The organism is Pseudomonas moraviensis subsp. stanleyae (assembly GCF_036283065.1).
GTDB lineage: Bacteria > Pseudomonadota > Gammaproteobacteria > Pseudomonadales > Pseudomonadaceae > Aquipseudomonas > Aquipseudomonas stanleyae.
On sequence record NZ_JAADJI010000002.1, the window covers coordinates 20339 to 33953 of the forward strand.

A 13615-nucleotide genomic window follows, 5' to 3' on the forward strand; every position below is an offset into this window, starting at 1 on the left:
GTAATTGCCGGCCATGCCTAATGAGCCTGCGAAAAAAAAGGCCGCCGGAAAATTTTCCGGCAGCCCGTTGTGCTGCTCGCTGAATCTATCGAATCAGAACTTGTACTTCGCCGTCATCATGTAGCTGCGTGGCGTGCCGTAGTTGTCGGTCGAGCCCCAGGTCACGTCGGTACCGATCGAGGAGTAGTACTTGCGATCGAAGATGTTGTTGGCGTTGACCTGCAGGTCGAGGTGCTTGTTGACCTCGTAACCGGCCATCAGATCGGTGACTGCGTAGCCGCCCTGTTGCAGGCGATAGCTGCTGCCGTTGGCCAGGGCGATGTCGTTGTACATGCGGCTCTGCCAGTAGACGTTGCCGCCCACCCGCAGTTTTTCCAGCGGGCCCTGGAAGCGGTAGACAGTGGAGACCTTGAACAGGTGCTCGGGCATGTCGGTGTCGAATTTCTGATTGTTGTTGGCCGGGTTTTCGTCCTTGAGGTAGTGGGCGCGGGTGTAGGTGTAGCCGGCGCCGACTTGCCAATGCTCGGTCAGCGCGCCTTGCAGTTCCATGTCTACGCCCTGCGCGCGAACCTTGCCGGAGGTTTCGTAGCAGGTCAGTTCCGGGCAGCCGAGCTGCGTCGCCGCTTGGGTCGCGCGGTTGGTCTGGTCCATCTGGAACACCGCCACGCTGCCGTTCAGCGCGCCGTCGAAATATTCGCCCTTGATGCCGATTTCGTAGTTTTCCCCGACGATGGGCTCAAGCACTTTGCCGCCGAGATCCTTCTGGGTCTGAGGAGTGAAAATGTCGGTGTAGCTGGCGTAGACCGAGTGATGGTCGTCGAGTTTGTAGATCAGGCCGGCGTATCGGGTCAGGTTGCGCGTGACCTTGAAGTCGCCGTCAGCGGTGCGATCGTCGTAGTCATACCAGTCCAGACGACTGCCGAGGATCAGCGTCAGCGGATCGGCCAGGCTCAAGCGCGTGGTCAGGTAAACCGCGTCCTGGGTGGTGACGTTGCGCGACTTGCCACTGCGCACGAAGTCAGGCTTGGGCGCGCCGATCGGCAGGCCGGTGTCGTAGGGCGAGTATTCCTTGGTGGTGGCGTCGTACACGCGGTTGCTCGCGCCGACCACCAATTCGTGAGTACGGCCGAACGCTTCGAACGGGCCGCTGGCAAAACCGTCGAACGCGCGTTGCTTGTCGGTGTGGTGCGATTGGTAGGCGGTGGTTTCCAGCGGGCCGTCGTAGCGCGACAGATACGTGCCGGAGAATTCGCCCTCGGTGGTCGAAGTCGAACCGCCGAGATGCAGTTTCCAGTCGTTGTCGAAACGGTGTTCGACTTCACCGAACACGGTGTCGACCTGCAGCTTGCGGTTTTCCCAATCCGTGCCCGGGTACGTGGAGCGGGGCAGGTCGAGGTGGTGGCCGTTTTCGCCAATCGGCAGGCCACCCCAGAAATAGTTGGTCTGATCGTTCTGCCGCGAGAAGCCGAGGGTCGCGGTAGTGCTGTCGCTCAAGTCCGCCTCGCCGATGGCGTAGAACAGGCCGTGATCATTTTCTTCCTTGTCGCGGAAGCTGTCGGCGCCCTGATACGACGTCACCACGCGGCCACGCAGGGTGCCGCTTTCGTTCAGCGGGCTGGAGGCGTCGACTTCGCCACGATAGTCATCCCAGCTGCCGGCGGCGCCGGTGAGGGTCACGCGTTGGTCAGCAGTCGGACGCTTGCGCACCATGTTGATCGCCGCCGATGGGTTGCCGGCACCGGTGACCAGACCGGTCGCACCACGGACGATTTCCACTCGGTCGAACATCGCCAGGTTCGGTTGCACCGCCAGGGTGTACGGCGAATAGGAGCTGGGCAGGCCGTCGTACATGATGTTGTCGATGTCGAAACCGCGTGCCTTGTAAGTCTGCCGGCCCGGGCCGCTGGCCTCGCTGAGGAACAGCCCCGGCGTGCCACGCACCACGTCGTTGACGCTGGTCATGTTCTGGTCGTCCATGCGCTGGCGAGTGATCACCGTCACCGCCTGCGGCGTTTCGCGCATGGTCAGCGACAGCTTGGTCGCGGTCTGCATCGGGCCGGTGGTGTAGGACTGCGTGTCTTCGGTGGTGCTGCTCATCTGCGTAGCGCCGATCTCGGTCGCTTGCAGTTCCAGCGGGCCATTGGCTGGCGCGGTGGAGGCGGTTTCTTCGGCGAAGGCAGGTGCGATGGTGGCCATGCCGATGGCAATTGCGAGGAGGTTAGGTGAAAGGTTCGAACGGCGGTGAATGGTGTGAAACGACATCTATCTGCTTCCCCAGGATTGCCCAAACAGTACTGATACGAGTGCGTGTAAGAATTATTCGCATTAGTATGTCGGAAGTTTCCGAGGGGTTAAACCCGTACGGGTCAGTTAGTTAATGATTTTTTCACAATTGGATTTGATCGCGTCCACAAGCAAATGTGGGAGCGAGCCTGCTCGCGAAGGCGGTGTGTCATTCAACAGATGCGTTGTCTGATACTCCGCTTTCGCGAGCAGGCTCGCTCCCACAGGGTTAGACGGTTTTTGCAATCAGTCCAGATCCTTCGCCCCATGCCGCTCCGGCACCTGACTGTCTTCATCACCCCAAGTGCGGTTCACCCGTTGCCCACGCACGACCGCCGACCGCTTGGCGATGTCTTCCGCCCAGCGCTGCACATGGGTGTACTCATGCGCGGCGAGAAATTCCGCCGCCGAGTAGACGTTGTTGCGCACCAGTTGCCCGTACCAGGGCCACACGGCGATGTCGGCGATGGTGTAGTCGTCGCCGGCCAGATAGGTGCTGTCGGCAAGACGGCGGTTGAGTACATCCAGCTGCCGCTTGGCTTCCATGGTGAAGCGGTTGATCGGGTATTCGAGCTTCTCCGGCGCATAAGCGTAGAAATGCCCGAAGCCACCGCCCAGATACGGCGCTGAGCCCATTTGCCAGAACAGCCAGTTGAGGGTTTCGGTGCGACCGGCCGGGTCTTTCGGCAGGAAGGCGCCGAACTTTTCCGCCAGATAGAGCAGGATCGAACCAGACTCGAACACCCGGATCGGCGGCTCGGCACTGCGGTCCAGCAGCGCCGGGATCTTCGAATTCGGGTTGACCTCGACAAAGCCGCTGGAGAACTGATCGCCCTCGCCAATGCGGATCAGCCACGCATCGTACTCGGCCTCGCTGTGCCCGAGCGCGAGCAGCTCTTCGAGCATGATGGTGACTTTCACTCCGTTGGGCGTGGCCAGCGAGTACAGCTGCAACGGATGCTTGCCGACTGGCAGTTCCTTGTCGTGGGTCGGCCCGGCGATCGGGCGGTTGATACTGGCGAAGTGGCCGCCGGACGGGGCTTCGTGTTTCCAGACCTTGGGCGGAACGTAAGACGCATTGCTCATGAAACGGACCTCGTCGATGCTGGGAGAGAACAGGTAGACACCGTAGGGAAAATTTCCGGCGGGTGCCAGCCCCCACAGATTTATCTGCCAACCCAAATCCGCTGTAGGAGTGAGCCTGCTCGCGATAGCGGTGTATCAGGTAGAGAAGTAGTGACTGACACACCGCATCGCGAGCAGGCTCACTCCTACAGGGTTATGTGGTGAATCATCAAATCCAATACTGTCCAACAGCACCACCGGTTCCCTGCACCGGATCACTCTCAGGAAACCCAAGCCCTGCAATCCGCGCCAACTGCGCATCACTCGGCGCGGCCCGGCAGATATCCGCCTGCTGCCCCGGCGGATACGCCCCCACCACCAGAAAATCCTCACTCGATCCCAGGTTGCAATGCCCGGTCCCGGCCGGCAGCAACAACACATCCCCGGCGCTGACGTCGACCTCCTGCCCATTCGGCCCGCCCAGCATCAACCGCGCCTGACCCGCCGCCACGCCAAGCACTTCATGACCTTCGGTGTGGTAGTGGTGATAGTCATAGATCCCGTAGCGCCATTGCGCAGGCCAGCCGTTGGCGCCGAAGGTCTGCTCGAAGCGCGCCGCCGGATCATTGCCCTCGATGGGCACCGCGCTGCGATAGATCAGCACCGGCAGACGCGGATTGTTCGGCACCCAGTCATTGCGTTCGAGCAGCAGGGTTTGTACTTCAGTCATGGCCAATCCTCCTTCGATCATTTTTCAATCGACCACAGGGCAGGGCGCACGCCTCAAAAAATCATTGCCGCGCAAACACGGCGCCGAAGTTCAAGTCCGCACAATCCAGCGAAACTTCATCGCGCAGCGGGCTGTCCAGACCCTTACATGTCCATGCAGCGATAAATGGCGAGGGTCAAGATGACGATGACAGTAGGGGATTTTCTGGTTGAGCGGCTCAGCGAGTGGGGCGTGACGCGGATTTTTGGTTACCCGGGGGATGGCATCAACGGCGTGTTCGGTGCCATGAGCCGGGCCAAAGGCAAGATCGAATTCGTCCAGGCGCGGCACGAGGAGATGGCTGCATTCATGGCCTCGGCCCATGCCAAGTTCACCGGCGAGCTGGGCGTGTGCATTGCCACCTCCGGCCCCGGCGCCTCGCACCTGATCACCGGCCTCTACGATGCACGCATGGACCACATGCCGGTGCTGGCCATCGTTGGGCAGCAGGCGCGCACGGCGCTGGGCAGCCATTACCAGCAAGAGCTGGATCTGGTGTCGATGTTCAAGGATGTCGCCGGGGCATTTGTGCAGCAGGCCTCGGCGCCGTCGCAGGTGCGCCATCTGCTCGATCGCGCGGTACGTACCGCCGTCGGCGAGCGCCGCGTCACCGCGCTGATCCTGCCCAATGATTTGCAGGATCTGCCTTACGAACAACCGGCGCGCGCGCATGGCACCGCGCATTCCGGCGTCGGTTACAGCAAGCCCAAAGTCGTGCCTTATGAAAGCGATCTGCAACGCGCCGCCGAAGTGCTCAACAGTGGCGAGAAAGTTGCGATTCTGGTCGGTGCCGGTGCACTGGAAGCGACTGATCAAGTGATCGCCGTGGCGGAAAAACTCGGCGCGGGTGTCGCTAAAGCGCTGTTGGGCAAAGCGGTGTTACCCGACGATTTGCAATGGGTCACCGGCAGCATCGGCCTGCTCGGCACCGAGCCCAGCTACAAGCTGATGAGTGAGTGCGACACCTTGTTGATGATCGGTTCGGGCTTCCCGTATTCCGAATTTTTGCCCAAGGAGGGTCAGGCGCGCGGCGTGCAGATCGATCTGCAACCGGACATGCTCAGCCTGCGTTATCCGATGGAGGTCAATCTGGTCGGTGACTCTGCAGAAACCCTCGCCGCGCTGCTGCCGCTGCTGGAACAGAAAACCTCGAACAAATGGCGCAAGAAGATCGAAGGCTGGCGCGGCAGCTGGGAGAAAACCCTGGAAAAACGCGCGATGGCCAAAGCCGATCCGGTCAACCCGCAACGGGTGGTCTATGAGCTGTCACCGCGCTTGCCTGAGCAGGCAATCATCACCAGCGATTCCGGCTCTTGCGCCAATTGGTATGCCCGCGACCTGAAAATCCGTCGCGGCATGAAATGCTCCTTGTCCGGTGGCCTGGCCTCGATGGGGGCTGCGGTGCCGTATGCGATTGCAGCGAAATTCGCTTTCCCCGAGCGCCCGGTCATCGCACTGGTCGGCGACGGAGCGATGCAGATGAACAACATGGCCGAGCTGATCACCGTCGCCAAATACTGGCGGCAATGGCAGAGCCCGAAGTGGATCTGTGCGGTGTTCAACAACGAAGACCTCAACCAGGTCACCTGGGAGCAGCGAGTGATGGAGGGCGATCCCAAGTTCGAGGCGTCGCAGAGCATTCCCGACGTGCCGTATCACCTGTTCGCGATTTCCATCGGCCTCAAGGGCATCTTTGTCGATCGCGAAGAAGACGTGGCGGCTGCATGGGAGCAAGCGCTCGCCTCGGAAGTGCCGGTGCTGATCGAGTTCAAGACCGACCCCAACGTGCCGCCGCTGCCGCCGCACATCAAGCTTGAACAGGCGAAGAAATTTGCCACGACGTTGCTCAAGGGCGATCCGGACGAGGCCGGGGTGATCATGCAGACCGCCAAGCAGGTACTTGGCGCCGTGTTGCCCGGCAAGAGATGACGGTGTGCGCTTGAACGAGCCAGCGATATTCATCGGTTGTGCCGGCTGGAGTCTCGGTCGCGAGCACTGGCCGGCATTCCCCGCCGATGGCACGCACCTGCAACGCTACGCCGCGCGCTGCAACTGTGTGGAGATCAACAGCTCGTTCTACCGCCCGCATCGGCGCCAGACCTACGAGCGCTGGGCCGAGTCAGTTGCACCGGACTTTCGCTTCGCAGTCAAAGTGCCGAAGCTCATCACCCACGAGCAGCGGCTGGCGGACAGCGCGGCCGCGCTCGATGAGTTTCTCGGACAGTGCCAAGGCTTGGGTGATCGATTGGGCTGCCTGCTGGTGCAACTGCCACCGAAACTGGCGTTTGAGGCGCCGGTGGCCGAGGCGTTTTTTCGTGCGCTGCGCGAGCGGTTCCAAGGCAGTGTGGTGCTGGAGCCACGACACGAATCATGGACTGGCGCTGAGGCAATGCTGGTGGATTTGCAGATTGCCCAAGCAGTGGTCGATCCCTCGCGGATCAGCACCGACACCGCGCCGGGCGGCTGGCAGGGCGTGCAGTATTGGCGTCTGCACGGCTCGCCGCGGATTTACCACAGCGCTTACGACGCGGCTTATCTGCAACAGCTTGCTCAGAAGCTGCTGAGCGCGAACGCCAAGGGCAAAGACGTCTGGTGCATCTTCGACAACACCGCCAGCGGCGCCGCCACGGCAGATGCGCTGGCAATGAAGGCGTTGATCGAAGGCCGTTCACGCTGAAACAACCACGCTCTCGCCACCCACACAAACCCTCCGGCTACAGGTAAACTCCGCGCACTTTTTCAAGGAGTTCACATGAGTTACTACCAGCCGGGCATTCTCGCCACCCCTGTTCCTGCGCAAGCACGTCATCTGTTCTTCGCCCTGGCGTCGGTTGAAGCCTTGCCGCAAGCGATCGACAACCTGCTGATGCTGGTGGATGGCAAGTCGGCGGTGGTTGGCTTTGGTGAGTCTTTGACCAAGGCGCTGAATGTGCAGATCGAGGGCCTGCGCAGCTTCCCGGCGCTGACCGGCGTCGGTGTGAACAACCCGTCGACCCAACATGGCCTGTGGATCTGGCTGCACGGTGTCGACCGGGGTGAGCTGCTCAACCGTTGCAACGCTATCGAAGCCGCGCTGGCTCCGGCCTTGCGTCTGGTAGAGATGCAGGAAGCCTTCCGCCACATGGACGGCCACGACCTCACCGGTTACGAAGATGGCACGGAAAACCCCCATGATGACGCCGCTGTCGCCGCCGCGCTGCTGAGCTCCGGCGCTGACGGACTGGTCGGCGGCAGCTTCGCCGCGATCCAGCAGTGGCAGCACGACCTCAAGGGTTTTCATCGTCTGTCGGCCGGCGCCAAGGACGACATCATGGGCCGGCGCTTGAGCGATAACGAAGAAATCGACGACGCGCCGATATCCGCCCACGTCAAACGCACCGCGCAGGAAAGCTTCGCCCCGGAAGCATTCGTCGTGCGCCGCTCGATGCCATGGATCGAGGGCGATCGCGCCGGTTTGATGTTCCTCGCTTTCGGTTTCTCCCTCGATGCCTTCGAGGCACAGCTGCGGCGCATGAGCGGTCTGGAAGACGGTATCGCCGACGGCTTGTATCAGATCAGCCGGCCGATCACCGGTGGCTACTACTGGTGCCCGCCGCTCAAGGACGGACGCCTCGATTTGCGCGCGCTGCGTATCGGCTGAGGACTGCCTATGAACGTGGTGCGCTGGGGCATGATCGGTTGCGGCAGTGTCGCTGAACGCAAGAGCGGGCCGGCCTTCTACAAAGCGCCCGGTTCGGCGCTGGTCGCGGTGATGGGCCGTCGCCTCGATGCGGTGACCGACTACGCCGCGCGCCACGGCATCGGTCGCATCTATACGGATGTCGATGCGCTGATCAACGATCCCGAAGTGGACGCGGTGTACATCGCCACACCGCCCGACAGCCACCACGCCTATAGCCTGAAAGTCGCCGCCGCCGGCAAGCATTGCTGCGTGGAAAAACCCATGGCGCTCAACGCCGGGCAAAGCCGCGAGATGCAGCAGGCGTTCGCCGCTGCCGGTCTGCATCTGTTCGTCTCCTACTACCGCCGTTCGCTGCCGCGCTTTGCCCAGGTGCGGCAATGGCTGGAGGCGGGGCGCATCGGCGAGGTCCGCCATCTGAGCTGGACGCTGACTAAAGCGCCGTCGCCGGCGGATCTCGACGGCCGCGATAATTGGCGCACCGATCCGGCGGTGGCTGGCGGCGGCTACTTTGCCGACCTGGCCAGCCATGGACTGGACCTGTTTCAGTATCTGCTCGGCGACATCGTTGAAGTCGCCGGTTTCACTGCGCGTCAGGCGGGTTTGTACGCCGCGGAAGATGCGGTCAGCGCCAGTTGGCGATTCGCCTCTGGAGCGCTGGGCATGGGCTGCTGGAATTTTGTCGCTGACCGGCGTGAAGATCGTGTCGAGATTATCGGCAGTCAGGGGCGCATCGGCTTTTCGGTTTTTGATGAGCATCCGGTGCAGCTGTTTGCCGACGAGCAGATCAGCCTGGAAATTGCCTATCCCGAGCATATTCAGTGGCACCACGTACTGGGGATGAATGCGCATATTCGCGGCGAATCCCGGCATCCTGCCGTGGCCGAGCAAGCCATCAAGACCGACTGGCTCATGGATCAGATTCTCAAACGCTGAGTAGACCACGACCCCTTGTGGGAGCGAGCCTGCTCGCGAAAGCATCCTTTCAGTCAGTATTTTGGTGACTGACACACCGCTTTCGCGAGCAGGCTCGCTCCCACAGGTCTCCCACAGGTTTTGCCGGCCCAACACGCATCTAAGGTTATGCCCAAACAATATTTCTCAACCTCGTCATAACATCTCTAAGATCACGTCATAACTCGTTATAACAAGTGATGCGTGATGACCGATAACGTTCTCTCCTTGAGCAGCGTCCCGCTGCACACCCAATTGCGCGACGTGCTGCGTGCGCGGATTCTCGACGGTGAGTATCCGCAAGACAGCCAGATGCCTTCCGAAAGCGAGCTCGGTGCGCTGTTCAAAGTCAGCCGCATCACCGTGCGCCAGGCGTTGGGTGATCTGCAGAAAGAAGGGCTGATCTTCAAGATCCACGGCAAGGGCACCTTCGTTGCCAAGCCGAAAACCTTTCAAAACGTCAGCAGCCTGCAAGGCCTTGCCGAGTCGATGACCGGGCGCGGCTATGAGGTGATCAACCGCCTGCGCAGCTTCAAATTCATTGCCGCCGACAAGCGCGTCGCCGAGCGTTTGCAAGTGGCCGAAGGCGAGATCGTTGCGCAGATCAAACGCGTACGGCTGATCAACCGCGAGCCGATCTCACTGGAGATCACCTACCTGCCCAAAGCGGTCGGCGAGCGGCTGGAGAAGGCTGATCTGGTCACGCGCGACATCTTCCTGATCCTGGAAAACGACTGCGGCATCGCCCTCGGCCACGCCGATCTGGCCATCGACGCAGTGCTGGCCGACAGCGACCTGACCCAGGCGCTCAACGTCGAAGCCGGCTCGCCGATCATGCGCATCGAGCGCTTGACCCACGACGCCCAAGGCCAGCCGCTGGACTTCGAACACCTTTATTACCGTGGCGATGCGTTCCAGTACCGCCTGCGGATCGACCGGCAGAAAGGGGAGCAGGCATGACCCGCAACGTTCTAGAACAGGAATACGACATCGTCGTGATTGGCGGCGGGACGGCCGGGCCGATGGCCGCGATCAAGGCCAAAGAGAAGAACCGCGATTTGCGTGTGTTGCTGGTCGACAAGGCCAACGTCAAACGCAGCGGTGCGATCAGCATGGGCATGGACGGCCTCAATAACGCGATCATTCCCGGGCATTCGACGCCGGAGCAGTACACCAAGGAAATCACCATCGCCAACGACGGCATCGTCAATCAGGCAGCGGTCTACGCCTATGCGACGCACAGCTTCGAAACCATCGAACAGCTCGACCGCTGGGGCGTGAAATTCGAGAAGGACGAAACCGGCGACTACGCGGTGAAAAAGGTTCACCACATGGGCGCCTATGTACTGCCGATGCCGGAAGGGCACGACATCAAGAAAGTTCTGTATCGGCAGTTGAAACGTGCGCGGGTGAGCATCACCAATCGCCTGGTCTGCACGCGTTTGCTCACCGACGAGGAGGGTGCGGTCAATGGTGTGATGGGCTTCGACTGCCGCACCGCCGACTTCCATGTGATCAAGGCGAAAGCGGTGATTCTTGCCTGCGGCGCGGCCGGACGCCTTGGTCTGCCAGCGTCGGGCTACTTGATGGGCACTTACGAAAACCCGACCAATGCCGGTGACGGCTACGCGATGGCCTATCACGCCGGCGCCGAACTGGCCAATCTCGAGTGCTTCCAGATCAACCCGTTGATCAAGGATTACAACGGCCCGGCCTGCGCCTACGTCACCGGCCCGCTGGGTGGCTACACCGCCAACAACAAGGGCGAACGCTTCATCGAGTGCGACTACTGGAGCGGACAGATGATGTGGGAATTCCATCAGGAACTGGAGAGCGGCAACGGCCCGGTGTTCCTCAAGCTCGATCACCTCGCCGAGGAAACCATTCAGAACATCGAGGAAATCCTGCACAGCAACGAGCGCCCGAGTCGCGGCCAGTTTCACGCCAATCGCGGCACTGACTACCGCACGCAGATGGTCGAAATGCACATCTCGGAAATCGGTTTTTGCAGCGGCCACTCGGCGTCCGGCGTGTGGGTCAATGAGCGCGCAGAAACTTCGGTGAAAGGTTTGTACTCGGCCGGCGACATGGCCGCCGTGCCGCACAATTACATGCTCGGCGCATTCACTTATGGCTGGTTCGCCGGGCACAACGCCGCAGACTTTGTCGCCGGCCGCGAATTTTCCGCACTGGACGCCGAGCAGATCGCCAGGGAAAAAGCCCGGGTCTACGCGCCGCTGGATCGCGAACACGGTCTGCCGCCGGCGCAGGTCGAGTACAAGCTGCGGCGCTTCGTCAACGACTATCTGCAACCGCCGAAAGTGACCAAGAAGATGCAGATCGGCCTGCAACGCTTCAGCGATATCGAGCGCGATCTCGAACAGATGAAGGCCAACAACGCTCATGAATTGATGCGCGCGATGGAAACCAGCGTGATTCGCGACTGCGCCGAAATGGCCGCCCGCGCTTCGTTGTTCCGCGCCGAAAGCCGCTGGGGCCTGTACCACTACCGCGTCGACCATCCGCAACGCAACGATGCCGAATGGTTCTGCCATTGCCACCTGAAGAAGGGCGAGGACGGCCGCATGACCAGTTTCAAGAAAGCCGTCGAGCCTTACATCATCCCGCTCGATGCCGAGGAAATGCAGGCTTACGACCGTCTGCGGGTCGGCGCTTTCGCCGCTTGATGCATCACTGAAAAGAGAGTCCGAACCATGGCTTATCAAGCTCAGGAAATCTTTTTCCGCTCCAACGCCCCGGTCACCGTGGACGAGGATAAATGCATCGCCGAAAAGGGCTGCACCGTGTGTGTCGACGTCTGCCCGATGGACCTGCTGGCGATCAACCCGGCGACGCAAAAAGCGTATATGGCGTTCGACGAATGCTGGTACTGCATGCCGTGCGAGAAGGATTGCCCGACGGGCGCGGTGAAAGTGGAAATCCCTTATCTCCTGCGTTGACCCCAAATCCATTGTGGGAGCGAGCCTGCTCGCGAAAGCAATCGCTCATTCAACAATGATGGTGACTGACCCGCCGCCTTCGCGAGCAGGCTCGCTCCCACATTGCAGTTGTGATTATCCAATAGCCATCCGGTGAACCCCGGACGCTGAATGCAAAACACCCCTCGTTTCCCACCGCGCCCCGATCGCGGCGGAGACGAACTTCAAACCAATGATTCGAGGGGAAACACTCATGTTGCGTGCAGCACTTGCCGGTCTGGTACTGGCTTCATTGACCTTGTCGGCCTCGGCCGAAACCATCCGCATCGCCATCGGCACTCAGGACACCACCATCAACTGCGCCGCCGGCGGGCTGTTGATCCGGGAACTGGGTCTGCTGGAAAAATACCTGCCCCATGACGGCGCCTATAAAGACGCGAAGTACGACGTGCAGTGGAAAAACTTCACCAGTGGCGCGCCGCTGACCAACGAGATGGTCGCCGGCAAGCTCGACTTCGGCGCCATGGCCGATTTTCCCGGTGCGTTCAACGGTGTGGCGTTCGAAACGGCGGGCAAGCACAGCCTGTTCATCAGCGTGTTGTCGGGCAGCATCAAGGGCAGCGGTAACGGCATCGTCGTGCCGAGCGCCTCGGCCGTGCAGAGCCTGAGTGAACTCAAGGGCAAGACCATTTCCGTGCCATTCGCCTCCACCGCCCACGGCATGTTGTTGCGCGCCGTGGCGGAGCAGGGCTGGGATCCGCTCAAGGATGTCAACATCATCGCCCAGCCACCGGAAGTCGCCGGCTCCGCTTTGCAGGCCGGAAAAATCGACGCCCACGCCGATTTCGTGCCGTTCGCCGAGCTGTTCCCGAGCCGTGGTTTCGCCCGCAAGATCTACGACGGCGCCCAGGCCAACGCGCCGACCTTCCACGGCGCGCTGGTGGATCAGGCCTATGCGAAGAAGTACCCGGAGATCGTCGTCGCCTATCTGCGCGCCAGCATCGAAGCCAACCAACTGCTCGCCGCCGAACCGGAGAAGTACAGCGAGCTGATCGCCAAAGTCACCGGAGTCGATGCCGAGGTCAACTACCTGTTCCACGGCCCGCTCGGCGTGCAGACCCGCGACCTGAGCTGGAAGCCGGAATACCGTCAGGCTGTCGGCACTGCGATCGACACCTTGAAGCTGCTGAAGAAAGCCGATCGCGGGCTCGATCTGAATACCTTCATCGACGAACAGTACATCCGCGCCGCCTTCAAGGCTTCGAACCTTGATTACACCGCGCAACTGGCCAACTACGCGCAGACGCCATTGCCGGGCGTGGATGCGGTGACAGGCAAGGCCATTACGGACTTCAGCCATGTTGCGGAAATCTGGGTGCGCGGTGAGGAAAAAGTCCGCCGTTATGGTTCGGCTGAGTCGGCATTCGCCGCGCTGGCGGCGTTGAAGCAGGAGGGCAAGAACATTCGTGCGGTGTATGCGCAGGCCAGTGACAGCGGAATCAAGTTGCTCGCTGAACAGGCGTGGTTTGCCAGCGATGCCAAGGGCCGCCTCAGCGCATTTCTGCTCAAGGGCCAGGCCCTGCAATACGCCACAGCGCAGGGTGGCAAGGTGTTCGATTTCAGCGATGCCACTGCGCAAGCCGTTGCCGCGCGCTGAAGATCAAAAGCCCCTCACCCTAACCCTCTCCCGGAGGGAGAGGGGACTGACCGAGTTGTTTGTGAGAGGTACGCCGACGTGAAATACCGAGTCGAACTCAGGTCTGCCAGCGCTGAAGATCAAAAGCCCCTCACCTTGGCCCTCTCCCGGAGGGAGAGGGGACTGACCGAGTTGTTCGTGAGAGATACGCCGACGTGAAATATCGAGTCGAACTCAGGTCTGCCAGCGCTGAAGATCAAAAGCCCCTCACCCTAACCCTCTCCCGGAGG

Annotated in this window: 11 protein-coding genes; 8 read left to right on the forward strand and 3 right to left on the reverse strand. The window is 61.2% G+C overall.

Annotated features, from left to right (window positions below):
• Positions 1–93: 93 nt before the first annotated feature.
• The 3 genes from GXB78_RS02660 to GXB78_RS02675 form a co-directional block, all read right to left on the reverse strand.
• Positions 94–2262, reverse strand: coding sequence for a TonB-dependent siderophore receptor (locus GXB78_RS02660; RefSeq protein WP_329514048.1), 2169 nt, complete (start codon positions 2260–2262; stop codon positions 94–96).
• A 267-nt stretch (positions 2263–2529) separates the two neighbouring features.
• Positions 2530–3369 carry a glutathione-dependent disulfide-bond oxidoreductase gene (gene yghU / locus GXB78_RS02670; protein ID WP_329514049.1) on the reverse strand — a complete coding sequence of 280 codons (840 nt, stop codon included), beginning with the start codon at positions 3367–3369 and terminating at the stop codon, positions 2530–2532.
• 208 nt (positions 3370–3577) lie between these two features.
• Complete coding sequence (locus GXB78_RS02675) at positions 3578–4078, reverse strand: cupin domain-containing protein (RefSeq protein WP_329514050.1); 501 nt, start codon at positions 4076–4078, stop codon at positions 3578–3580.
• A 180-nt stretch (positions 4079–4258) separates the two neighbouring features.
• On the opposite strand from GXB78_RS02675, the gene GXB78_RS02680 reads away from it, so the two are divergent.
• The 8 genes from GXB78_RS02680 to GXB78_RS02715 all read left to right on the forward strand — a co-directional run bounded on the left by GXB78_RS02680 (position 4259) and on the right by GXB78_RS02715 (position 13346).
• Positions 4259–6046, forward strand: a complete 1788-nt coding sequence (locus GXB78_RS02680; protein WP_329514051.1) for a thiamine pyrophosphate-requiring protein — start codon at positions 4259–4261, stop codon at positions 6044–6046.
• A gap of 10 nt (positions 6047–6056) precedes the next feature.
• Entirely contained in the window at positions 6057–6794 is a 738-nt protein-coding gene (locus tag GXB78_RS02685; RefSeq protein WP_329514576.1) for a DUF72 domain-containing protein, read from the forward strand.
• 75 nt (positions 6795–6869) lie between these two features.
• Entirely contained in the window at positions 6870–7757 is an 888-nt protein-coding gene (locus tag GXB78_RS02690; protein WP_329514052.1) for a Dyp-type peroxidase, read from the forward strand.
• Between the two features lie 9 nt (positions 7758–7766).
• Positions 7767–8732: a Gfo/Idh/MocA family protein gene (locus GXB78_RS02695; RefSeq protein ID WP_329514053.1), complete on the forward strand. Its 966-nt coding sequence runs from the start codon at positions 7767–7769 to the stop codon at positions 8730–8732.
• A 225-nt stretch (positions 8733–8957) separates the two neighbouring features.
• The gene (locus tag GXB78_RS02700; protein ID WP_126368057.1) at positions 8958–9710 is read left to right on the forward strand and encodes a GntR family transcriptional regulator; all 753 of its coding nucleotides are present in this window, start codon (positions 8958–8960) and stop codon (positions 9708–9710) included.
• Complete coding sequence (locus GXB78_RS02705) at positions 9707–11437, forward strand: fumarate reductase/succinate dehydrogenase flavoprotein subunit (RefSeq protein WP_329514054.1); 1731 nt, start codon at positions 9707–9709, stop codon at positions 11435–11437. The genes GXB78_RS02700 and GXB78_RS02705 overlap by 4 nt, the downstream gene beginning before the upstream one ends.
• A 27-nt stretch (positions 11438–11464) precedes the next feature.
• Entirely contained in the window at positions 11465–11710 is a 246-nt protein-coding gene (locus GXB78_RS02710; RefSeq protein ID WP_007959413.1) for a 4Fe-4S dicluster domain-containing protein, read from the forward strand.
• Positions 11711–11921: 211 nt separating this feature from the next.
• The gene (locus tag GXB78_RS02715; protein ID WP_329514055.1) at positions 11922–13346 is read left to right on the forward strand and encodes an ABC transporter substrate-binding protein; all 1425 of its coding nucleotides are present in this window, start codon (positions 11922–11924) and stop codon (positions 13344–13346) included.
• The last annotated feature ends 269 nt before the right edge of the window (positions 13347–13615 follow it).

Bases quoted from the DNA above. Each gene is read 5' to 3' on its own strand.
- GXB78_RS02705 (WP_329514054.1), top strand. From the start codon at position 9,707: ATGACCCGCAACGTTCTAGAACAGGAATACGACATCGTCGTGATTGGC.
- yghU (WP_329514049.1), bottom strand. From the start codon at position 3,369: ATGAGCAATGCGTCTTACGTTCCGCCCAAGGTCTGGAAACACGAAGCC.
- GXB78_RS02680 (WP_329514051.1), top strand. From the start codon at position 4,259: ATGACGATGACAGTAGGGGATTTTCTGGTTGAGCGGCTCAGCGAGTGG.
- GXB78_RS02710 (WP_007959413.1), top strand. From the start codon at position 11,465: ATGGCTTATCAAGCTCAGGAAATCTTTTTCCGCTCCAACGCCCCGGTC.
- GXB78_RS02660 (WP_329514048.1), bottom strand. From the start codon at position 2,262: ATGTCGTTTCACACCATTCACCGCCGTTCGAACCTTTCACCTAACCTC.
- GXB78_RS02690 (WP_329514052.1), top strand. From the start codon at position 6,870: ATGAGTTACTACCAGCCGGGCATTCTCGCCACCCCTGTTCCTGCGCAA.
- GXB78_RS02695 (WP_329514053.1), top strand. From the start codon at position 7,767: ATGAACGTGGTGCGCTGGGGCATGATCGGTTGCGGCAGTGTCGCTGAA.
- GXB78_RS02675 (WP_329514050.1), bottom strand. From the start codon at position 4,078: ATGACTGAAGTACAAACCCTGCTGCTCGAACGCAATGACTGGGTGCCG.
- GXB78_RS02715 (WP_329514055.1), top strand. From the start codon at position 11,922: ATGATTCGAGGGGAAACACTCATGTTGCGTGCAGCACTTGCCGGTCTG.
- GXB78_RS02700 (WP_126368057.1), top strand. From the start codon at position 8,958: ATGACCGATAACGTTCTCTCCTTGAGCAGCGTCCCGCTGCACACCCAA.